Annotated in this window: 21 protein-coding genes; 5 read left to right on the top strand and 16 right to left on the bottom strand. The window is 60.9% G+C overall.

Annotation, left to right across the window (positions count from 1 at the left end; genetic code table 11):
- Positions 1-34: 34 nt before the first annotated feature.
- Entirely contained in the window at positions 35-1918 is a 1884-nt protein-coding gene (locus tag ACYZT0_RS27620; protein ID WP_462043855.1) for a DEAD/DEAH box helicase, read from the top strand.
- Between the two features lie 67 nt (positions 1919-1985).
- On the opposite strand, the gene ACYZT0_RS27615 is transcribed toward ACYZT0_RS27620, so the two are convergent.
- The 3 genes from ACYZT0_RS27615 to ACYZT0_RS27605 form a co-directional block, all read right to left on the bottom strand.
- Complete coding sequence (locus tag ACYZT0_RS27615) at positions 1986-2579, bottom strand: YceI family protein (protein ID WP_462043854.1); 594 nt, start codon at positions 2577-2579, stop codon at positions 1986-1988.
- Between the two features lie 32 nt (positions 2580-2611).
- Positions 2612-3163, bottom strand: coding sequence for a cytochrome b (locus ACYZT0_RS27610; RefSeq protein ID WP_462043853.1), 552 nt, complete (start codon positions 3161-3163; stop codon positions 2612-2614).
- 260 nt (positions 3164-3423) lie between these two features.
- Entirely contained in the window at positions 3424-5181 is a 1758-nt protein-coding gene (locus ACYZT0_RS27605) for a flavin monoamine oxidase family protein (protein ID WP_462043852.1), read from the bottom strand.
- A 223-nt stretch (positions 5182-5404) separates the two neighbouring features.
- Between ACYZT0_RS27605 and ACYZT0_RS27600 the strand changes: the two genes are divergently transcribed.
- Positions 5405-6811, top strand: coding sequence for an adenosylmethionine--8-amino-7-oxononanoate transaminase (locus tag ACYZT0_RS27600; protein ID WP_462043851.1), 1407 nt, complete (start codon positions 5405-5407; stop codon positions 6809-6811).
- Positions 6812-6957: 146 nt separating this feature from the next.
- Positions 6958-7677, top strand: coding sequence for a 16S rRNA (uracil(1498)-N(3))-methyltransferase (locus tag ACYZT0_RS27595; protein WP_462043850.1), 720 nt, complete (start codon positions 6958-6960; stop codon positions 7675-7677).
- Positions 7678-7752: 75 nt separating this feature from the next.
- Here ACYZT0_RS27595 and ACYZT0_RS27590 read toward each other — a convergent pair whose 3' ends face one another.
- Genes ACYZT0_RS27590 through ACYZT0_RS27580 form a run of 3 tightly spaced genes read right to left on the bottom strand, consistent with a single transcriptional unit; the run spans position 7753 to position 10293 of the window.
- On the bottom strand, positions 7753-8655 hold the full coding sequence (locus ACYZT0_RS27590; RefSeq protein ID WP_462043849.1) for a transporter substrate-binding domain-containing protein: 903 nt from the start codon (positions 8653-8655) through the stop codon (positions 7753-7755).
- A 27-nt stretch (positions 8656-8682) separates the two neighbouring features.
- Positions 8683-9033 (bottom strand): RidA family protein, encoded by a 351-nt coding sequence (locus ACYZT0_RS27585; protein WP_462043848.1) that lies wholly within the window; start codon positions 9031-9033, stop codon positions 8683-8685.
- An 18-nt stretch (positions 9034-9051) separates the two neighbouring features.
- Entirely contained in the window at positions 9052-10293 is a 1242-nt protein-coding gene (locus tag ACYZT0_RS27580; RefSeq protein WP_462043847.1) for a D-amino acid dehydrogenase, read from the bottom strand.
- A 107-nt stretch (positions 10294-10400) separates the two neighbouring features.
- Between ACYZT0_RS27580 and ACYZT0_RS27575 the strand changes: the two genes are divergently transcribed.
- Positions 10401-11357 (top strand): LysR family transcriptional regulator, encoded by a 957-nt coding sequence (locus ACYZT0_RS27575; RefSeq protein WP_462043846.1) that lies wholly within the window; start codon positions 10401-10403, stop codon positions 11355-11357.
- 59 nt (positions 11358-11416) lie between these two features.
- Here the strand turns inward: ACYZT0_RS27575 and trhA are convergent, their stop codons facing one another.
- Positions 11417-12034: a PAQR family membrane homeostasis protein TrhA gene (gene trhA / locus ACYZT0_RS27570; RefSeq protein ID WP_282483202.1), complete on the bottom strand. Its 618-nt coding sequence runs from the start codon at positions 12032-12034 to the stop codon at positions 11417-11419.
- Between the two features lie 150 nt (positions 12035-12184).
- On the opposite strand from trhA, the gene ACYZT0_RS27565 reads away from it, so the two are divergent.
- Complete coding sequence (locus ACYZT0_RS27565; protein ID WP_462043845.1) at positions 12185-13099, top strand: LysR family transcriptional regulator; 915 nt, start codon at positions 12185-12187, stop codon at positions 13097-13099.
- Positions 13100-13209: 110 nt separating this feature from the next.
- Here the strand turns inward: ACYZT0_RS27565 and madM are convergent, their stop codons facing one another.
- The 9 genes from madM to mdcA all read right to left on the bottom strand — a co-directional run bounded on the left by madM (position 13210) and on the right by mdcA (position 20465).
- Positions 13210-13974, bottom strand: a complete 765-nt coding sequence (gene madM / locus ACYZT0_RS27560) for a malonate transporter subunit MadM (RefSeq protein ID WP_461956110.1) — start codon at positions 13972-13974, stop codon at positions 13210-13212.
- A gap of 1 nt (position 13975) precedes the next feature.
- Positions 13976-14392, bottom strand: a complete 417-nt coding sequence (madL, locus tag ACYZT0_RS27555) for a malonate transporter subunit MadL (RefSeq protein ID WP_462043844.1) — start codon at positions 14390-14392, stop codon at positions 13976-13978.
- A 62-nt stretch (positions 14393-14454) separates the two neighbouring features.
- Positions 14455-15366 (bottom strand): malonate decarboxylase subunit epsilon, encoded by a 912-nt coding sequence (mdcH, locus tag ACYZT0_RS27550; RefSeq protein WP_462043843.1) that lies wholly within the window; start codon positions 15364-15366, stop codon positions 14455-14457.
- The gene (locus tag ACYZT0_RS27545; protein WP_462043842.1) at positions 15363-15983 is read right to left on the bottom strand and encodes a malonate decarboxylase holo-ACP synthase; all 621 of its coding nucleotides are present in this window, start codon (positions 15981-15983) and stop codon (positions 15363-15365) included. Before ACYZT0_RS27545 ends, mdcH begins: the two co-directional genes overlap by 4 nt.
- Positions 15977-16780: a biotin-independent malonate decarboxylase subunit gamma gene (gene mdcE, locus ACYZT0_RS27540; RefSeq protein WP_462043841.1), complete on the bottom strand. Its 804-nt coding sequence runs from the start codon at positions 16778-16780 to the stop codon at positions 15977-15979. The genes ACYZT0_RS27545 and mdcE overlap by 7 nt, the downstream gene beginning before the upstream one ends.
- Positions 16777-17628 carry a biotin-independent malonate decarboxylase subunit beta gene (locus ACYZT0_RS27535; RefSeq protein WP_462043840.1) on the bottom strand — a complete coding sequence of 284 codons (852 nt, stop codon included), beginning with the start codon at positions 17626-17628 and terminating at the stop codon, positions 16777-16779. Before ACYZT0_RS27535 ends, mdcE begins: the two co-directional genes overlap by 4 nt.
- The gene (locus tag ACYZT0_RS27530) at positions 17621-17920 is read right to left on the bottom strand and encodes a malonate decarboxylase subunit delta (protein ID WP_462043839.1); all 300 of its coding nucleotides are present in this window, start codon (positions 17918-17920) and stop codon (positions 17621-17623) included. The genes ACYZT0_RS27535 and ACYZT0_RS27530 overlap by 8 nt, the downstream gene beginning before the upstream one ends.
- Positions 17920-18795: a triphosphoribosyl-dephospho-CoA synthase gene (locus ACYZT0_RS27525; protein ID WP_462043838.1), complete on the bottom strand. Its 876-nt coding sequence runs from the start codon at positions 18793-18795 to the stop codon at positions 17920-17922. Before ACYZT0_RS27525 ends, ACYZT0_RS27530 begins: the two co-directional genes overlap by 1 nt.
- Positions 18795-20465, bottom strand: coding sequence for a malonate decarboxylase subunit alpha (gene mdcA / locus ACYZT0_RS27520; RefSeq protein WP_462043837.1), 1671 nt, complete (start codon positions 20463-20465; stop codon positions 18795-18797). Before mdcA ends, ACYZT0_RS27525 begins: the two co-directional genes overlap by 1 nt.
- Positions 20466-20472 lie beyond the last annotated feature (7 nt).

The raw sequence follows: 20472 nt of genomic DNA, 5'->3' as shown, positions 1-20472 counted from the left end.
ATTGGGCCAAGCCCTAACTAAAACAGGATTACTCATGTCCTTTGCTTCCCTCGGTCTCTCCGAGGCTTTAGTCCGCGCCATCGAGGCAGCGGGCTATACCGAGCCTACTCCGGTGCAACAGCGGGCCATTCCCGCCGTGTTGCAAGGTCGCGACCTGATGGTCGCGGCTCAGACAGGTACTGGTAAAACCGGCGGCTTCGCCCTTCCGATTCTGGAGCGGTTGTTCCCCAACGGTCACCCGGACAAATCCCAGCGTCACGGCCCGCGCCAACCGCGAGTACTGGTCCTGACCCCTACTCGCGAACTCGCCGCTCAAGTTCACGAAAGCTTCAAGGTTTATGCCCGTGACCTGAAGTTCGTCAGCGCCTGCATCTTCGGCGGCGTCGGCATGAACCCACAGGTTCAGGCCATGTCCCGTGGTGTTGACGTGCTGGTGGCCTGCCCTGGCCGCCTGCTCGACCTTGCCGGGCAAGGCAGCGTCGACCTGTCCCACGTAGAAATCCTCGTGCTGGACGAAGCCGACCGCATGCTCGACATGGGCTTTGTCCATGACGTGAAAAAGGTCCTTGCCCGTCTGCCGAGCAAACGCCAGAACCTGCTGTTCTCGGCGACCTTCTCCAAAGACATCACCGACCTCGCCGGCAAGCTGCTGCACAACCCGGAACGCATCGAAGTCACGCCGCCGAACACCACGGTCGAGCGCATCGAACAGCGCGTCTTCCGCCTGGCTGCCAGCCACAAGCGTTCGCTGTTGGCGCACCTGATTACCGCTGGCGCCTGGGAACAGGTTCTGGTTTTCACCCGTACCAAGCACGGCGCCAACCGCCTGGCCGAGTACCTGGACAAACACGGCCTCAGCGCCGTCGCAATCCACGGTAACAAGAGCCAGAACGCTCGCACCAAAGCCCTGGCCGACTTCAAGGCTGGTGAAGTGCGCATCCTGGTAGCGACCGACATCGCCGCTCGCGGCCTCGACATCGATCAGTTGCCACACGTGGTCAACTTCGAACTGCCGAACGTCGACGAAGACTACGTGCACCGTATCGGCCGTACTGGCCGTGCCGGTCGTTCGGGCGAGGCGATCTCGCTGGTGGCTCCGGACGAAGAAAAGCTGCTGAAAAGCATCGAGCGCATGACCAGGCAGAAAATTGCCGACGGCAATCTGATGGGCTTCGATTCCAGCGCTGTAGAAGCCGAGAAACCAGAAGTTCGCGAGCGTCCGGATGTGCGTAACCCGCGCAACCCACGTGGCCCGCGCGGCGATGGTCCGAACGGCACTGGCGGTGGCGGCGGCCGTAAAGACAAAGGCAAGGACAAGGGCGGCAAGGAAAAACCTGCAGCCACTGGCCGTGGAGATCGCCCGGCGCGTGAACACAAGCCACGCGAAGGCACCCCGGCTCGCGAGCAACAGCGCCCGGCACCTCGCGCCGCCGCTGATCGTGCACCGGACGAGTTCCTGGACGACGATGTCGATAACTTCGGTAACCGCGCCGACTACGTGCCGCAGGCCAAACCCGCTCAAGGCCGTGTTCGCCGTCCGGGTGCTCCGGCACAAGGCTCGACCGCAGGCGCCGGCGCAGGTGCTCCGCGCCCTACCGGCAAGCCACAGGGTCGTCAAAGCGGCCCGCGCAGCAGCGATGGTGCCACCACCGGCACGCCGCCGGCCAAGCGCAGCGGCCCACGCAACGGTGCTCCACGTGACGGCCAGGCCCGTCGCGACGAGACCCGCGACCGCCGCCCGGCTCGCACCGACGATCAGCCACGTTCGGAACCGGCCGTGCAAAACCCGCGCGGTCCGGCACCGAAGATCATTCACAAGGAGTCGAAAACCGATCGGTTCCCGACTCCTGAGCAACTGGATCAACTGCCAGGCCGTCCTCGCGGTGAGAAACCAGCCTTGCTGACCCGCAATCGCTAATTTAACGCCGCCATAAAAAATGCCCCTGATCGCGAGATCAGGGGCATTTTTGTTTTAGCGGCGAAAATTACTTCGCTTTGACACCTTCAAACGAAACATACAACTCTACCGCGTCTGACTGTGGGCCCAGGTCTTTCTGCTTGCCGAAATCAGAGCGCTTGATGCTGGTGGTGCCTTCGAAGCCGGCACGGTAGCCGCCCCATGGATCCTTGCCTTCACCCAGGAAAGTGGCTTTGACCACGATTGGCTTGGTCACGCCCAACAGGGTCAGGTCGCCGGTTACGTCGGCAGTGTCTTTGCCAGCGGCGTTTTTGCCGGTGGATTTGACGCTGGTGGAGACGAACTTGGCGTCCGCGAATTTGCTCACGTCCAGGAAGTCACCGCTGGCGATGTGCTTGTCACGTTCAGCGTGGTTGGTGAACACGCTGGCGGTTTTGACATTGAACTCGATCTTGCTGTCTTCTGGCTTGGCAGCGTCGAAGCTGAACTTGCCGTCGATGTCCTTGAAGGTACCGGTGATGAAGCTGTAGCCCAAGTGGCTGATCTTGAAGTCAACGAAGGCATGTTGGCCTTCTTTGTCGACGACGTAGTCAGCCGCCATTACGTTGGCGGACAGCAGGGCCGAACCGATGGCCAGAGCAGCGAGGGTCTTTTTCAACATGCTTTCTATTCCTATGGAGTCGAGGTTGAACTTCATGCTTTGCGGCCCAGCATTCGCGCCAAGGTCGCATCACGATCGATAAAGTGGTGTTTCAGTGCTGCCAACGCATGGAGGCCGGAAAAAATTACCAGCACCCACGCCAGATACAGATGAATCACACCAGCGGTGTCTGCCTGGTCCGGTAGTCCGGAAACCAATGCAGGGACTTCAAACAGGCCAAACACCGGGATCCCGACACCTTCTGCGGTGGAAATCAGGTAACCGGTAATCATCACAGCGAACAGAGCGAGGTACAGAAACGAATGGCCTAACTTGGCGCCAATGCGCGTCATGCGGCTATAGCTTTGCAGTGCCGGCGGTGGCGGGCTGATAAAGCGCCATAAAACCCGTAGAGCCATGACAGCTAACAGCACCAGACCAATACTTTTGTGCAAGTCCGGCGCGTCTTTGCGCCAGACGCTGTAATAGTCGAGACCGACCATCCACAAGCCCAACGCAAACAGACCGAAGACCGCCATCGCCACGCCCCAGTGCATGAAAATGCTGACCCAACCGTAGCGCGAAGAAGAGTTACGTAGCTGCATTGCCAAATCCTGTGAGAACTGCGACCAAGACTATCGAGTTATCTATCGAATTAAAGCGGAAAATTTCGCTTTGAAATATCGAGAAATACGATCAAGAGTCTGAAATGGATGAGTTAAGGAAAGATTAAAGACCCCTGTGTAAACGAAAGAACTCCAACTAAAGAACACCTCCGCCATAAGGTTTATTCGAATCTTAATATTGGTTTTCTTCAGGCATAAAAAAACGCGGCATTTCTGCCGCGTTTTTTTAATCCCAAAGCTTACTGCGCTTTGGTATCAGTTGCCGGAGTCGTAGTGGGTTTGGCCGCTGGTTTCTTCGCTGGCTCAGCCTTCTTCGCGGGCGCTTTTGCCGGAGCCTTTTTGGCCTCGGTTTTGGCAGCAGGCTTTTTCGCCGGGGCTTTTTTGGCCGGCTCGGCTTTCACCGGTGCCGCTGGTTTCGGTGCTTCGACCGGAGCTGGCGCTGGGGTCGGGACTGGCGTTGGAGCCGGTGCAAGAGCAACCTGAGCCACTGGCTCTGGCGCCTTGACCGGTTCCGGTTTGTCGTCAGAACCACCAAACAGGTTGGTGAAGAAGTTACCTTTCTTCGCCACCGCTGCGCCGGCCACCGCAGCGGTCGCCGCCGAAACAACCTTCACAGGTTCAAACGACTTGCCGGCCGCCAGATCTTCTACCTGACTGGCTGCACGCTGACCGGTGCGAAGTGCGCCTTCCAGCGTGCCTGGGTACAACGTGTCAGTGTGTTCACCGGCAAAGGCTACACGCTGAATCGGACGTTCCCACAGGCGCCAGTACTTGCTGATCTGGCCAGGGCCGAACGCCAGGTAAGCGCCGCCCATGGAAGGGTCGGTGCTGTAGCGGCGGATTTCATAACCGGTGAACGCACCACGTGCCTGTGGATAAAAGGCGTGCAGACGGATCAGCACCTGATCGACCATCTGCTTGTCGCCGAAGGCCTGCATCACGCGTGCGTTGTCACCGGACAGGTTGATCACCACGTTGGCGCCGCCCTTCAAAGCCGGCTCAACCCACAACATGCCCAGACCGGTGTTGCTGTAAATCTCACCGGTCATGCGCGCCTTGCTTTCCCATACCGGAGTCTTGAACTTCAGCATGATCTGGTCGCGCCAACCGTAGTTGGTGCCCTTGATCGCGCCCATGTGCTGGGTGTCCAGCGACGGGGTCATCTGGATCTTGTTCAGTGCGCGTAATGGCACGGCCACGACGACGTAGTCCGCCTGATAGCCAACGCTGCCGACTTTGACAGTGACGCCGTCCTTGTCCTGGGTGATAGCCGAGACCGGGGAGCTAGTCTTGATGGTTTTCAGCTGTTTGACGAAGGCCTGAGCCAACACCGGGCTACCGCCGAGCAGACGCGAAGCGCGCAGGTCACGGTCGGCAACGCCACGATAAACGCGGCTTTGCTGTGCGAAGTACAGCAGCGACAGGCGCGATGGTTCGTCATAACGGGTACGAATCTGCTGATTCACCAGCTGACGTGCCGTGGCCGGCAAATTCAGACGGTCGAGCCAGTTGGCCACGTTGATCTGGTCCAGCGCGAACAGCGTACTGTTGGCCGCCGGGTTCTGCGGGTCTTCGATCGAGCGCGCCAGATCGTCCAGGGTCTTTTCGTAGCGCTTGAGCGCGTCGCTGGTGGCCGGTTGCTTGGTTGCCAGATCGGCGGCAGTGAAATACTCACCGTCAATCAGATAGCCCGGGGTCCGCACGAACTCAGGGGCTAACGTGGTGCTCAACTTGAAGGTCGAGACGTACTTGTTCAGAACCGGTTGGGTCTTATCGTTGCCGATCCACTCACTGGTGGCCATGCCGGAGCGACCGCCCATGCTCGGCTTGGCTTCCAGCAGGGTCACCTGCCAGCCTTTGTTTTGCAGTTCGTAAGCAGCGGTGAGGCCAGCCAGCCCTCCCCCGATCACGATCGCCGTTTTATCCTTGGCCAGCGCAGACACGCTGAACAGCCCTAACATCACCAGCGCACAGGCGCGCAGCCAACCAGCAGACATTCAGCGAACTCCGGAAATACAAGTAGGAAAAAGCGGTTTTGCGAGTCAGACGACTCAAAGAACCGCGAAGAATACGTCAGCCATCAAAAGGCCGCCAGCGACGTCTATCCACCTATACAAAGTAGCTCAATCGACACAATGGGTTGTCCCCACGCCACGCATTGCATAGGCTTGCGCGATTGTTTGCCCGCGCACCAAGCGAGCCGCCTCGAGGAGACTGAAAATGGGCCTGAATAATCAGTGGATGCAACGCGATCTCGCGGTGTTGTGGCATCCCTGCACCCAGATGAAAGACCACGAACAGCTGCCGCTGATCCCGATCAAACGCGGTGAAGGCGTGTGGCTGGAAGACTTCGAAGGCAAACGCTACCTCGACGCCGTCAGTTCCTGGTGGGTCAATGTGTTCGGCCACGCCAACCCGCGGATCAACCAGCGCATCAAGGATCAGGTGGATCAGCTGGAACACGTGATTCTCGCCGGTTTCAGCCATCAGCCAGTGATCGAGTTGTCCGAGCGCCTGGTGAAGATGACGCCGGAAGGTCTGACCCGGTGCTTCTACGCCGATAACGGCTCGTCCTGCATCGAAGTCGCGCTGAAAATGAGCTTTCACTACTGGCTCAACCGCGGCCAGCCGAACAAGAAGCGCTTTGTCACCCTGACCAACAGCTACCACGGCGAGACCATGGCAGCGATGTCGGTGGGCGACGTGCCGCTGTTCACCGAAACCTACAAGGCCCTGCTGCTGGACACCATCAAGGTGCCGAGCCCCGATTGCTACCATCGTCCCGAGGGCATGAGCTGGGAAGAACACTCGCGCAACCTGTTCGCAGCCATGGAACAGACCCTGGCCGAGCACCACGACACCGTGGCCGCGGTGATCGTCGAGCCATTGATCCAGGGCGCCGGCGGCATGCGCATGTACCACCCGGTGTATCTCAAACTGCTGCGCGAAGCCTGCGACCGCTACGGCGTGCACTTGATCCACGACGAAATTGCCGTCGGCTTCGGCCGCACCGGGACGATGTTCGCCTGCGAACAGGCAGGCATCCGCCCGGACTTCCTCTGCCTGTCCAAGGCCTTGACCGGTGGTTATCTGCCGTTGGCGGCTTGCGTCACCACCGAAGATGTCTACAGCGCGTTCTACGACGACTACCCGACCCTGCGCGCCTTCCTGCATTCCCACAGCTACACCGGTAACCCTCTGGCGTGCGCGGCGGCATTGGCGACTTTGGATATCTTCGAAGAAGACAACGTCATCGAGAACAACAAGGCCCTGTCTCAGCGCATGGCCACCGCCACTGCGCACCTGGCCGATCACCCGAACGTTTCGGAAGTGCGTCAGACCGGTATGGTACTGGCCATCGAGATGGTCAAGGACAAGGCCACCAAGGAAGCCTATCCGTGGCAGGAACGTCGCGGCTTGAAAGTGTTCCAGCATGCGTTGGAGCGTGGTGCTTTACTTCGACCGCTGGGCAGCGTGGTGTACTTCCTGCCACCGTACGTGATCACCCCGGAGCAGATCGACTTTCTGGCCGAGGTGGCCAGCGAAGGCATCGACATCGCGACCCGTGACAGCGTCAGCGTATCGGTACCAAAAGACTTTCATCCGGGTTTCCGCGATCCGGGCTGATTGAATAGCGCTCGTTCCCACGCTCCGCGTGGGAATGCATCCCGTGACGCTCTGCGTCACATCAAGAGCTGACGCGGAGCGTCCGTGGCGGCATTCCCACGCAGAGCGTGGGAACGATCAAACATCAGATTCAGTAGAGACCCAGCATGAGACTGTCCCGCTTCTTTATCGACGCCCCCTTGAGCACTGGCGAACACGAGTTGCCCGAGGCCCAGGCCCATTACATCAGCCGCGTGCTGCGCATGGCCGAGGGCGATGCGCTGCAACTGTTCGACGGTTCGGGCCATGAGTTTCGCGCCACGCTGGTGGAGGTCGGCAAGAAGCGCGTCGTCGTGCAGATTGATGAAAGCTTTGCCGGGCAGGTCGAGTCGCCATTGTCGATCCATCTCGGCCAGGGCTTGTCCCGTGGCGAGCGGATGGATTGGGCGATTCAGAAAGCCACTGAACTGGGCGTCACTGAAATCACCCCGATCTTCAGCGACCGCTGTGAAGTCCGCCTCAAGGACGAACGCGCCGACAAACGCCTGATGCACTGGCGCCAGGTTGCGATCAGCGCGTGCGAGCAATGCGGGCGTTCACGGGTGCCGGTGATTCACCCGCCGCTGCTGTTGGCGGACTGGTTGAAGCAGACTCAAGCAGAATTGAAGTTGGTGCTGCATCCGGTGGCCGAGCCGCTGGTGAGTCACGCCAAGCCTGCGACTTTGGCTTTTTTGATCGGACCGGAAGGCGGGTTGTCGGAGGCTGAAGTGGATCAGGCCAAGGGCGCTGGTTTCCATGCTGCTCGGCTGGGTCCGCGAGTGTTGCGGACAGAGACCGCGCCGGTGGTTGCGCTTGCGGTTGCCCAACAGTTGTGGGGTGACTTCTAGGTCCCTATCGCGAGCAAGCTCGCTCCCACAGGGGTATGCATTCCAAAGTGGGAGCGTGCAAGGATCAAGAGGCGATTACTTCACCGGATCACTTACCGGTTTGGCGATGATTGCCTTCAGCTCGCTGGTCATCGGGAATTCCAGGTTCAGCCCTTTGGGTGGAATCGGTTGCTCGAACCAGCGCTGATAGATGCCGTTGATCTCGCCCGAGCTGTACAGATCGGCGAGGGTCGAGTTTACCAACTCGAGAAACTGCGGATCGCCCTTGCGCACCATGCAGCTGTAGATTTCCCGCGATTGCTCCTCGCCCACCACGACCCAATTATGCGGATCGCGGGCCTTGGCGCGTTCGCCGTAAAGCAACGCGTCGTCCATATAGAACGCCGCCGCCCGACCTGACTGCAACATCTGAAAGGCTTCGCCGTGGTCCTTGGCGCTAATCACGAACATATCGATCTTGTGATCGAGGTTGTAGCTCTTCAGAAATCGCTCGTTGGTGGTCCCGGCGGTGGTCACGACGTTCTTGCCGCGCAAGTCGGCGAAACTCTTGATGCCGCTGTCCTTCGCCGTGAGCAACTGCCCCTTCACGTAGATAAACCCGTAGGAAAACGCCACTTGCTGCATGCGCTCGGCGGTCACGCCGGTGGAGCCGCACTCAAGGTCAACCGTGCCGTTCTGCACCAGTGGAATGCGTGTTTGCGAGGTCACCAGGTTGTACTTCACCTGCAGATCCGGCAGTTCAAGCTTTTGCTTGATGCGCTCGACAATCTTGCTCGCCAGGTCCACCGAATAGCCCATCGGCTGCCCCGTGTGATCACCCACGTAGGAGAACGGCACCGACGCGTCGCGATAGCCCAGCGTGATGCTCTTGGCATTGGCAACCTTGTTCAGCGTACCGGTCAGCGGTGCTTCATTGGCCTGGACCTGGCTGGCGAGCAGCAGGCCGAGGGTGCAGCCGATCAACGTGATTTTTTGCATTGTTATTCTCCGTTGTGGGTTAAGCGATTAGCGGCGGGCGGCGATCACGGTGATTTCCACCAGAACCTCTGGACGGGCCAGTTGCGCCTGCACAGTGGTGCGGGTCGGTGCCTTGCCCGGTGACAACCACTGCGACCAGACCTCGTTCATGGCGGCAAAGTCGCGGCCAATGTCGTTCAGGTAAATGGTCGCGTTGAGCAGATGATCCTTGTCGCTGCCAGCCTCGGCCAACAACGCATCGATTTTTGCCAGCACCTCGGCGGTTTGGCCGGTGACGTCGGGGCTGTCACCCGGAACCTGCCCCGAGAGAAACACCAGATCGCCAAAGGTCACCGCACCCGAGAGTCGGCTGTTGCTGTTGATTCGGTTGATGTTCATCCGTTCTTCCTTTTCAAGTCAGGCGACGCGAGGTGCGAGGCCGTGCATTTCAATCGACGGTGCGCGCCCGGCGATCAACTCGCTGAGCAATCGGGCGCTGCCACAGGCCAGGGTAAAACCCAGGGCGCCATGGCCGAGGTTGAGCCAGAGATTGCCGTACGCCGTGGCCCCAATCAACGGCACGCCGCTGGGGGTGGCCGGGCGCATGCCGGCCCATTCAATGGCGGCGTCGTAATCGCCGGCATTAGGCAAGGTTTCCTGCGCCTGGCGCTTGATCAGCGCCAGACGTTTGGGGTCGAGCGCCGAGTCGAAGCCGACAATGTCGACCATCGCCGCCACGCGCAGTTGTTCACCGATGCGGGCATAAACGATCTTGCGGTTGTAATCGGTGATGCTCAGGTCTGGCGCGCGATGTTCGGCGCGGATGGGCAACGTCAGGCTATAGCCCTTGAGCGGATACAGCGGCAGGTTCATGCCCGGCAATGCCAGCGCCGGACTGCGATGACCGGCAGCAATCACCAGTTGCTCGACCGGCAGCACCTGTGAACCCATCTCTATGGCCTGCACCGCGCCGTCCGCGTGGCGAATGCCGGTGACCTTGCGGCCGAGCAAAAACTCGCAACGGCCCGACGCTAGGAGTCGAGCCAGCAATTGCTGGCAGAAACCATGGCAATCGGCGACTTCTTCATCAGGGGTATAAATCGCGCCCACAAACGGCGCCTCGGCGAGAGCAGGCTCCAGCTGTGCGCATTCGGCCCGCGACAGCACTTGCTGCTGTCGAGGATCAGCGAGGCCATGGCGAGCATGCTCGAAACTCGCGGCTTCACGAAACGTCACCAGTTTGCCGTTGCGCCGCCAGTCGAAACCGTCGAGGCGGTCTTCGTCGCGCCAGCCTTGCAGCGTGGACTGGCTCAGCAGCGCCAGGCGCAACAGGTGAGCGCCGTTACGCTGATTCACCGAACGACGGCAGGCCGCCAGGAAGGACGCCATCCAGCGCCACTGCGCCGGGTCCAGGCGCGGACGCAGCTTCAACGGCGAGTCACCGCGCAACATCCAGCCAAGCGCCTGCAACGGTACGCCGGCATCGGCCAGTGGCGCGACGTAACGGTAGGACAACTGGCCGCCGTTGGCGAAACTGGTTTCGCTGCCCAGCGAATCCCGGGCCTCGATCAGCGACACGTCAATGCCCTCGCGAACCAGTGCGTAAGCCGTCGTCAGTCCGATGACGCCGCCACCGATGATGCAAACCCGCTGAGCCATGTCTGTCCTTAACCGTTGTAGAAACAGGCTTCAGGTTAGGACCAGGTGACAGACGTTGAACAATGCATAAAGATGCCTACCCCATAAACAAAGGTTATGGACTTGCCATGCGACTGCGACACATCGAGATTTTCCAGGCCATTCGCCAGACCGGCTCGGTCAGTGGCGCCGCACAGTTGCTGCACGTATCGCAACCAGCGGTGAGCAAAGTGCTGCAACACGCCGAGCAGCAACTGGGCTTTGCGTTATTCCTGCGGGTGCGCGGTAAATTGCAGGCCACGCCCGAAGCCCTGGAGCTTGAGCGCGAAGTCGATAAGGTTACCGAAAGCTTGCAAGGCGTGCGACGTCTGGCCCAGAGCCTGCGCCGCGAGCCGGGTCACAGCGTACGGATCGGCGCGATCCCGGCGCTGGCCTTGTCGCTGCTGCCGCCGGCAATCAACGAGTGGACGCAACGCTACCCGGACATTGTCTGCGAGCTGTCCAGCGCCCACAGCCGTGAGCTAATGCAGAATTTGTTGATGCGCGAAGTGGATGTCGCTCTGACCTTGCAACCGCCGGATCACCCGGGCCTGAAGGCGCAGGCCCTGGCCTGCGGGATGCTGGTGGCGCTGGCACCGACAGCTTACTGGGCCGCCGACACTCTGGGCCAACCGTTGCCGTTGAGCGAACTGGCGGGTGCGCCGCTGATCGGTCTGTCCAGCGCCGACCCGCTGGCGGCCAGACTCGACAGCTACCTTGAGGCGGTCGATCCGCCGCCACGAGTACGCATCGCCGTGCAGACCTATTCGCTGGCGCGGGCGATGGTTGAATCCGGTGCCGGGCTGGCGGTGATCGATCCGTTTACCGCGCTCGGCGCGTCCCCCGCCACCACGGCGATTCGACCTCTGGCACCTGCATTACCGATCACGTTGTATGCGGTCACCCGCGCCGACGAACCGCCGCCCCATACCTTGAACGACTTGCTGCAGGTGTTCAGCCGACGGGCGCAGTCACAACTGGATCGCCTGTGTGGGAGCGAGCCTGCTCGCGAAAGCGTCAGGTCAGTTGACATCATCGCTGACTGATCCACCGCATTCGCGAGCAGGCTCGCTCCCACAGGTTTTTCAAATAGCTGCAGTGCAATCTACAAAACATAAAACAGGATCGCCACAAAGTGCAGCAAACTCCCGGCGATCACGAACAGATGCCAGATCCCGTGGGCATGGCGCAATCGATGATCGAGGGCAAAAAAGACAATCCCCACGGTGTACAACACACCGCCCGACGCCAGCCAGGCGAAACCTGTACTGCCCAACGCCGCCAGTAACGGTTTGACCGCCACCAGTACGATCCAGCCCATCACCGCGTAGATCACGATCGACAGAATCCGTGCTTCCGACCGCGGCTTGATCTCTTGCAGGATGCCGATCAGCGCCAACCCCCAGACAATCCCGAACAACGTCCACCCCCACGGCCCGCGTAGCGTCACGAGACAGAATGGCGTGTAGCTGCCGGCAATCAGCAGGTAGATCGAAAAGTGATCGACCTTCTGCATGATCGCTTTCTTGCGCCCACGCACGCTGTGGTAAACGGTCGACGCGCTGTAAAGCACCAGCAAGGTGAACCCGTAAATCGCCACGCTGACGATCTTCCACGGGCTGCCGTCCATGCCGGCGATCACCAGCATCCACACCACCCCGACAACCGCTGCCACCGCCCCGACCAAATGCGTCCAGGCGTTCAATCTTTCCCCGTGATACATGGGTTACTCACCTCAACATTCGTTACAACATTCGTTACAACATTGCGCAAGGCTCAGGCCTTGAGATTAAAAGCGCAATGTTTCAGAACACAAATCCCCCAAGAACCTACATACGTGCACAATCGAGCCATTCGAATAAGAGCCACGCCCATGCTGATCGATGAAGAGTTGACCCTGAAAAAACTCGAGGTGTTCCTGGCCTTCATGCGCACCGGCAACCTGGCCCGGGCTGCCGCCGAGTTGCAGACCAGCAACGTCAGCGTGCACCGGGCGATCCATTCCCTGGAGAGCGCCCTGCGCTGCCCCCTGTTCAAGCACGAAGGCCGCAATCTCACGCCGCTGGAAAGCGCTTATGTGCTGGAAGAACGAGCGCAGAAGCTGATTCAGGACGTGGTCGAAACCGTGCGCCTGACCCGCGAAGCCGCCGGGTTCTCCGCCGAGCGCTTCAAACTCGGTTCGTTGTATTCGCTGACGGTGAAGACCGTGCCGCAGCTGATCATGGGCCTGAAGATCCGCCGCAGCGAGCTCAATATCGACTTGATCCTCGGCTCGAACTTTGACCTGCTGTACAAGCTCAAGAACATGGAAGTCGACGCGATCCTGGTGTCCCTGGACGACAGCGTCAACGACCCGGACTGCGAGCAAATTCAGCTGTTTTCCGACGACATCTTTCTCGCCACACCGGCTGATTCAAAGTTTGCCCAACGGACCGAAGTCGACCTTGCCGAAGTGCGCGATGAGACCTTCATTACGCTGACTCAGGGCTTTGCCACGCACCAGGACGGTAAACGGGTGTTCAAGCAGGCGGGGTTCGAACCGAAGGTGGCGATGCAGGTCAACGACATCTTCACCCTGCTGAGCATGGTCAGTTCGGGCGTAGGTTATGCGTTGCTGCCGGGGCGAATTGCGGCGGTGTATGAGAACCGGGTGAAGCTGATTCCGTTGCAGGAACGGTATCGGTTGCAGCAGCACATTGGGGTGGTGTTTTTGAAGGCCAAGGAGCGGGACCCGAATCTGCTGGCGTTGTTGGCGGAGTGTCGGATGTATGCCAATCGCCAGGCTTGAAACCGCTGCGCGCCCTTCGCGGGCAAGCCTCGCTCCTACAGAGATCGCGTAAATCCTGTAGGAGCGAGGCTTGCCCGCGAAGGCGTCAGAACAGTCGATACAAATTCTAGTTAACCGACAATCCCGCGAACAATGAAGTACAACAACGAAGGCCCCAGCAAGCACCCAAGCCCGGTATGAAACGTCGCCGTCAACGCGCCATAAGGCACCAACCGCCGATCCGTCGCCGCCAACCCCGCCGTCACACCGCTGACAGTGCCAGCCAACCCGCCAAACACCATCGCCGAGCGCGGGTTATCCAGCCCCATCCAGCGCGCCGCCATCGGTGTGCCGACCATCACCAGAATCGCCTTGATCAACCCGGTGGCAATCGACAACGCGACCACATCCGAACTGGCGCCAATCGCCGCACCCGTCACCGGACCGACGATGTACGTCACCGCACCCGCGCCAATGGTGGTCATGCTGATCGCATCGCGATAACCAAACGCCCAGGCCATGCTCGCGCCGACAATGAACGGCAGAATCGTGCCCAGCAGCAGCGCAATCACACCGATCAAACCGGCCTTTTTCGCTTCGGTGGCCTGCACCTCAAACGCGGTGGCGACGATGGCGAAATCACGCAACATCGCGCCGCCCATCAAACCGATGCCGGAAAACAACGTCAGGTCCGCCAAGCCCTTTTGCCCGCCGGTCATGGTGCCGCCGACCCAGGCCAGAAAAAGCCCAATGACAATGGCAATCGCCGAGCCGTGAATACGTCCGAACGTCAGGCGTTTGGACAACACCACCGACACCCACATGATCACGCCAACGAACGCGAACGCCGTGACCAGACTGTTATTGGCCAGGCCTTTCTCGATGAGTTCCCACATATCAACGACCTCCTACTGGCGTGCCGACCGAGTTTATTTCCACCGGCTCATCGGGCAACGGTTCGCCCTTGTGGGTCCGGCTGATCAAGGCAATGGTGCAGCCGCAAATCACCACCGAACCGATCGCCGCCAGCACCGCCACCGGGCCGCCGTGCAGAGCGGTGACGACGTTCTGTTGCGCGGCCATCGCGACCACCACCGGAATGTACATGGCGCCCCAGAAACCGACGCCCATCTCGCAATCCTTGGTCATGCCGCCGCGTTTTTGCATCCACAACCGCGCGCAAATCAGCAGAATCATTGCGATCCCGACGCCGCCGACGTTTGATTTCACGCCCAGCAACACGCCGAGCATGTCTCCCAGGATCACCCCCGCCAGCGTACAAATCGCCAACAGCGCCACACCGTAAATAATCATTGTTGTCGTCCTCAAAGTGCATCGTCGAATGTTGTTTTTGTTGTTCGAAGCCTGGGGGCGTTCTAGGGTTGGCGGCTTCCCTCCTCACGCAACAGCGCTTGCAAGGTATCGAGCCGCGCACCGTCGAAGGCAATGATGGTGCCTTGCTCGAACACCCGGCGCGCCAGCCCGGTCAGCACCGCACCGGGCGGCAGTTCGATCTGTAGACGCACGCCGCGCTCGTAGGCGCTTTGTACGGTGCCGCGCCAATCGACGACGCGGCACATGTTGAAGGCCAGGTCGTCGCGCAAGGCTTCAACGTTGATAACGGGTCGGGCGCGACTGCCGCTCAGGTAGCCCAGCATCGGTGTTTTCAGCTGCACCTTGGCGAAGGCTTCGGCCAGGGTTTTCGCAGGTGTTTCCAGCAGCGGGCAATGGGACGGAACGCTGACGGCCAGGCGTTTGGCCAGACCGGCGCCACAACCTTTCGCCAACTCGGCCACCACCTTCATCGCGCCATCGCTGCCGGCAATCACCACTTGGTTATCGGCGTTGATATTGGCCAGGTAAACCGGCGTGTCGACGCTGTGAACCTGCGCCAGCAACCCTTCTACCGTGGCCAGGTCCAGACCGATGATCGCGGTCATGCCGAAGCCTTGTGGATAAGCCTGTTGCATCAACTCACCACGCAGGCTCACCAGATGCAGCGCATCGCTAAAGCTCAAGGCACCTGCGACCACCGCCGCCGGAAAGGCACCGATGGACAATCCCGCCACGTAATCCGCCGTCATTAACAACTGACGTGAAGCCGCGACGCCGGCGATCAGCAGGCAGAGCTGGACCGCCCTTGTCGACTTCAACGCCTCGGCGGAGTCCAGCAGCAAAACGTCTTCCCCGAGGACCTCACTCGCCTCGATCACTGTTTCCCGAGGCAAACGATGGAGCATGCCCGGCTGCTGCGCACCTTGGCCTGGGAACACCAGCAGGCTGCTCACGCTGCTTGCTCCTGCGGGGTCCAGGGGTTGGTGACCAGACAGGCGTCACTGGCGTTTTTGAGCAGGACTCGTTGCGAGGGACCGGCCCATTCGCGCAAGGCGACGGCGCCGAAAGGTGTCTGCAATTGCATGTCCACCTTGCAGAAAGACGCATCAAACACCCTCAGCATTTCCTGTGCCTGAGAACGGTCCAGCGGTTGCGGTGTGCGCAGGATCAAGTCGAGATCACTGCCCTCGTGCAATGCCTGAAAACCGCTGGCCAATTCAAACCCGGCGCTGCCGCTGACACCCCACACCAAACCGCAGGCGTCGAGTGTTGGCCGCAGTTGATTGAGCGCGCGCGATGCTGGCAAATCCCGATCAATCGAGACATGACAAAGATCCTCCGGTCTCACACGACGCTGAATCGCAGCCATGTCCATCACCGTTGCAAAACGCTGCTCACGCAAACGTCCACGCACGCCGACCGCGACTTGATCCGCCGCGCTCAACGCACGCCGAACCACAACCGGTTGCCCTGCCCTGATCGAGTCGATCACCCACGAAGGTGCATCCGCAGGCAACTGCTCCGGGGTCAGCCCCCAAAGCAGGTCGTGGGCCAGAAACGTGTTCACCACTGTTCTCTCAACAGTTGACGGACCTGGCTCGACGCCGCGCGGTTGCTCGCGCCCAAGCGGCTGCTCAGGTCTCGACCACTGGCGGCGACATCGCCAATCGCCTGGTTCAGGCATTCAGTCACGCGTGTCAGATCGGCTGTCGTCGGCTGCTCGATCTGCTCCACCGACAAGGTTTCCCAGAGCAAACCAAGGCTCGCGTAGCTGTCGATGTCATACGCCATCGGCGGCACGCTGGCAGCCAAGGCTTCGAGTTCTTCAACACTGCGCAACGTCACCCGCGCGGCCGAAGCCTTGCCCATCGCGTGAACCATCACGCCCGGATCGCGCAAGGCAATCAGCCGATTAGCCTGATACCCGTGAGCCAGAAACGCCCCGGACATCGCCTTGCCCACCAGCAAACCGATCACGGCATGGCCGGCCAGTCGGGCACGGGCATAACTGTCCGCGGCACCGGCCAGCGCCAGATGAATGCCGAGCGCTTCTTCGCGCCGACCGTAGGCCTGACTCGGCACGTCGACGATGGCGATCAAGGCGCGTTTTTGCGGTTTATCCAGATCGGCTGCGATGACTTCATCCACCGCTTGGGCCAGCCCCCAACCTTCCAGCAGACCGACCTCGCCATTGCGGGCGCGGACGAAACGGTTGTCGGGATCAGCCACCACCGCGATAAACCGAACAGGTTGGTCGCCCAACACACCATCCGCGACTTTCAACGAAGCCGGTAAACCATCGACCGGTTTTGCGCCCGCATTCAAGGCGTTGAACCAGTTCAAACCCCTCAGGGAAGACGAACTCATGAGCGCTCTCCTTGATACAGATCGCGAACCGTCGCCGGCTCGATTTGCGGCTCGGCGTCCAGACGGGCCAGCCGTTGCAGGAACAGCTCGGCTTGACGGCTGCGTTGTTGCGCAGGCAAACCTTGCTTGAGCAAATCACCGACCTGCTGCTGAACCTGCGCCACGTCGTCAGCGACAAAACGATCCACCAAACCGCTGGCAAACCGTTGCTCGCCACCGGTCAGGCTCCAGATGAAAGGACGATCGCGGGAGTCGTATTCCTCAAGCCCGGCTTCCTGTTCGATCACTTGCGGACCGTTCAGGCCTAGCCGCGCTTCCTGAGTCACCAGCAAATAGCTGCACAACCCGGCAGCAATCGACATCCCGCCAAAGCAGCCGACGCTGCCGGCGACCACGCCAATCACTGGCTGGTATTGGCGCAGATCGACAATCGCCGCATGAATATCGGCAATCGCCGCCAGCCCAAGGTTGGCTTCCTGCAAACGCACGCCACCGGTTTCCAGCAGCAGCACGGCGCGAGTGGGAACACCGTTGCGGTTGTCTTCGGCGGCCAACTCCAGCGCGCCGGCAATCTTCGCCCCGCCGACTTCACCGAGGCTGCCACCCTGGAACGCGCCTTCGATGGCAGCGATCACCACCGGCAATCCACCGATGCGGCCCTTGGCGATGACTACGCCGTCATCCGCTTGCGGCACCACACCCTGGCGCGACAGCCATGGCGACATGACACGCTGAAACGGGTCGAGCAATTCGCGGAAGGTGCCGGCGTCGAGCAAGGCCTTGGCACGTTGCCGGGCGCCGAGTTCGACAAAACTATGTTTGTGACGGAGCGCTGCATTGTCAGTCATGGCCGATCTCCTCAAAGCCTTGTTCCATACGCAAGCGCACCACACCCGGCGTCGCACCGAAATCGTGGATGTCGATGATCATCGCGGGCGGTGTCTGACCATCGAACATCCGCGCGAACAGATGCTGCCAACGTTGTTCCGCGCCATTGACCGAGGTCTGCACCTTGATCGTCAGTTTGCCGGCCTGACCCGGTTCGATCAGCACTTCCAGATCGCCCGAGCCGACACAGCCCACCAGCGTCCGGCCGCGTGGCGGCTGCCCGGCGGGGAATTCAAAAGATAAGGTTTCCATCAAAAAGCTCCCTGGATGAGGCCATCGCCAGACTCGATGCGGTCGATGAACAGGCAGGCGGCGAGCAAGTCGGCAGCGCCGCCGGGCGAGGCATTCAACGCGATTAATTGTTGGTCCAGTTCATGCAAGCGCCGGCGACCGGTGAGGCTGGCACTGCCGCCGGCGTCGAGCACCGCATGGGCGCCGAGTTGCATGGTCTGCAGGCCTTGTTCGCCCGCGCGGTAGAGCACGCAGGTGTCCTCAAGCGCCGTCATGATCGCCAGCAAGGCATCGAGCCGGGCGTTCTGCTCGCCATGGCCCAAGGCGCGGCTGTGTTTGAGTTGTGGCAGCGCGCGTTGAATGACGGCAGGGAAACCGAGTTGCGCTTCTTCACGGGCACCGCGAACACCGTAACGCTGGGCGACTTGCGCGCCGTGGCTCAGAGGACGCGGCGCGTAACGGTCGTCGAGCAAGGCCAGACGTGCGGCACGCAACACGATGGAGCCTGCAGCAGTGGATTCGGGTTCCAATGCAACCGCGGCGACCAACAGACCCAAGGCCCAGATGGCTCCACGATGGGTGTTCACGCCGCCCGTGGTGGCGAGCATCGTTTGTTCGCCTTCGCGCCCCATCAGCCCGATGGCTTCGCGCAGCGGCAGACCGACTTCGCCGAACTCGATGGCGGCTTGCGCCATTTCCTTGAACGCAGGCCACAGGGACAGCGCCGAAGCGTGCATCAACCCGAGGTGCAAATCGGTATGTGCGCCATTGCCGCGACGGTCGACCAGCGCCGGTTTCGGCGACAGGTCTGCTTCGTCGATCAGCGCGTCCACGGCCAGATCCGCCAGCCGTTCGGCCAACGACAGTGTTTTCGGTTGCAGGTTGAATGCGTGCATTACCAGCTCCTGAACTTGGCGGGCGGGTTGTAGAGGCCACCGGACCACTCCACCAGATCGGCCACGCTTTTGGCCGCCAGCAATTCGCGGGTGGCGTCGGTGCGGCGGATGCCGAGGTCTTCGGGCAAGGCAATCAGGCCTTCACGGCGCATGCGCGCGGTGTCTTTCGGATTGTGGCGCAGGCCGATGACGGTGACCCCGGCGACGGCAGCGATCATTGCCTGACGTTCTTCCAGCGACCGCGCCTTGTACAAATAGGCGATGCCTTCTTCGGTGAGCAGGTGGGTCACGTCGTCGCCGTAGACCATGATCGGCGCCAGCGGCATGCCGCTTTTTCTCGCCACTTCTACCGCGTCGAGGGTTTCGACGAAGGTCGGTTTGCCGCCCTCCTGGAAGGTCTCGACCATTTGCACCACAAGTTTCTTGCCCCGTTCCAGCAGCGGTTCGGGCGCATCGTCGTGGCGCATATCGAGCCAGGCCGGCGTACCGTGACGACGGCCGCGTGGGTCGTGGCCCATGTTTGGCGCACCACCGAAACCGGCGAGGCGTCCGCGCGTCACGGTGGAGGAATGCCCGTCGCCGTCGACTTGCAGGGTGGCGCCGATGAACAGGTCTACCGCGTATTGTCCGGCCAGTTGGCAGAACATCCGGTTGGAACGCAGCGAGCCGTCGCGCCCGGTGAAGAACACGTCGGGCCGAGCGGCGATGTAGTTTTCCATGCCCAATTCGGTGCCGAAGCAATGCACGCTTTCAACCCAGCCGCTTTCGATGGCGGGAATCAGGGTTGGATGCGGATTGAGCGTCCAGTTGCGGCAGATCTTGCCTTTCAGGCCGAGGGATTCGCCGTAGGTCGGCAGGATCAATTCGATGGCGGCGGTGTTGAAACCGATGCCGTGGTTCAGGGACTGGACGTTGTGTTTTTCGTAGATCCCACGGATCGCCATCATCGCCATCAACACATGCACTGGCTTGATGTGGCGTGGGTCGCGGGTGAACAACGGCTCGATGTAGAACGGCTTGTCGGCCACCACCACGAAGTCCACCCAGGATGCCGGGATGTCGACGCGTGGCAAGTCACTGACATCGTCGACCAGTTGATTGACCTGGACGATGACGATGCCGTCGCTGAAGGCGGCTGGTTCGATCAATGCCGGGGTGTCTTCGGTGCTCGGGCCGGTGTAGATATTGCCGGCGCGGTCGGCCATGAAACCGGCCGAGAGCACGACGTTGGGAATCAGGTCCACCACCAGCCGCGCATAGAGCTCGATGTAGGTGTGGATCGCGCCGATTTCCAGCAGACCGTCTTCCAGCAGCTGGCTGATGCGCAGGCTCTGGGTGCCGGCAAAGGAGAAATCGAGTTTGCGGGCAATGCCGCGTTCGAACAGGTCCAGGTGCTCGGAGCGACCGACGCTGGGCATGATCATGTGCAGGTCGTGAAGCTTCGCTGGGTCAGCCTTGGCCAGGGAGCGGGACAGGAAATCTGCCTGCTTCTGGTTATTGCCCTCCAGCACCACACGGTCGCCGGGCAGAATCAACGCCTCCAGCGCCGCAACGATCTTGTCGGTGGGTAAGACCACACCGTCGGCGAAACCCCGCACCAGCTCGAGACGCCGCTGCTTTTCGCTGCGCCGCCGCGTCCATCGCGAGTCGGGGGATATTGTTGTTGTCATGACCACT

The sequence above is a fragment of the Pseudomonas sp. ZS1P83 genome (genome assembly GCF_054897825.1).
The sequence above is the reverse complement of the archived record's forward strand: the minus strand, read 5'-3'. Positions and strand labels throughout refer to the sequence as shown.

Excerpts from the sequence above, each read along its gene's own strand:
- ACYZT0_RS27620 (WP_462043855.1), top strand. The coding sequence starts at position 35 with ATGTCCTTTGCTTCCCTCGGTCTCTCCGAGGCTTTAGTCCGCGCCATC.
- ACYZT0_RS27615 (WP_462043854.1), bottom strand. The coding sequence starts at position 2,579 with ATGTTGAAAAAGACCCTCGCTGCTCTGGCCATCGGTTCGGCCCTGCTG.
- ACYZT0_RS27610 (WP_462043853.1), bottom strand. The coding sequence starts at position 3,163 with ATGCAGCTACGTAACTCTTCTTCGCGCTACGGTTGGGTCAGCATTTTC.
- ACYZT0_RS27605 (WP_462043852.1), bottom strand. The coding sequence starts at position 5,181 with ATGTCTGCTGGTTGGCTGCGCGCCTGTGCGCTGGTGATGTTAGGGCTG.
- ACYZT0_RS27600 (WP_462043851.1), top strand. The coding sequence starts at position 5,405 with ATGGGCCTGAATAATCAGTGGATGCAACGCGATCTCGCGGTGTTGTGG.
- ACYZT0_RS27595 (WP_462043850.1), top strand. The coding sequence starts at position 6,958 with ATGAGACTGTCCCGCTTCTTTATCGACGCCCCCTTGAGCACTGGCGAA.
- ACYZT0_RS27590 (WP_462043849.1), bottom strand. The coding sequence starts at position 8,655 with ATGCAAAAAATCACGTTGATCGGCTGCACCCTCGGCCTGCTGCTCGCC.
- ACYZT0_RS27585 (WP_462043848.1), bottom strand. The coding sequence starts at position 9,033 with ATGAACATCAACCGAATCAACAGCAACAGCCGACTCTCGGGTGCGGTG.
- ACYZT0_RS27580 (WP_462043847.1), bottom strand. The coding sequence starts at position 10,293 with ATGGCTCAGCGGGTTTGCATCATCGGTGGCGGCGTCATCGGACTGACG.
- ACYZT0_RS27575 (WP_462043846.1), top strand. The coding sequence starts at position 10,401 with ATGCGACTGCGACACATCGAGATTTTCCAGGCCATTCGCCAGACCGGC.
- trhA (WP_282483202.1), bottom strand. The coding sequence starts at position 12,034 with ATGTATCACGGGGAAAGATTGAACGCCTGGACGCATTTGGTCGGGGCG.
- ACYZT0_RS27565 (WP_462043845.1), top strand. The coding sequence starts at position 12,185 with ATGCTGATCGATGAAGAGTTGACCCTGAAAAAACTCGAGGTGTTCCTG.
- madM (WP_461956110.1), bottom strand. The coding sequence starts at position 13,974 with ATGTGGGAACTCATCGAGAAAGGCCTGGCCAATAACAGTCTGGTCACG.
- madL (WP_462043844.1), bottom strand. The coding sequence starts at position 14,392 with ATGATTATTTACGGTGTGGCGCTGTTGGCGATTTGTACGCTGGCGGGG.
- mdcE (WP_462043841.1), bottom strand. The coding sequence starts at position 16,780 with ATGAGTTCGTCTTCCCTGAGGGGTTTGAACTGGTTCAACGCCTTGAAT.
- ACYZT0_RS27535 (WP_462043840.1), bottom strand. The coding sequence starts at position 17,628 with ATGACTGACAATGCAGCGCTCCGTCACAAACATAGTTTTGTCGAACTC.
- ACYZT0_RS27530 (WP_462043839.1), bottom strand. The coding sequence starts at position 17,920 with ATGGAAACCTTATCTTTTGAATTCCCCGCCGGGCAGCCGCCACGCGGC.
- ACYZT0_RS27525 (WP_462043838.1), bottom strand. The coding sequence starts at position 18,795 with ATGCACGCATTCAACCTGCAACCGAAAACACTGTCGTTGGCCGAACGG.
- mdcA (WP_462043837.1), bottom strand. The coding sequence starts at position 20,465 with ATGACAACAACAATATCCCCCGACTCGCGATGGACGCGGCGGCGCAGC.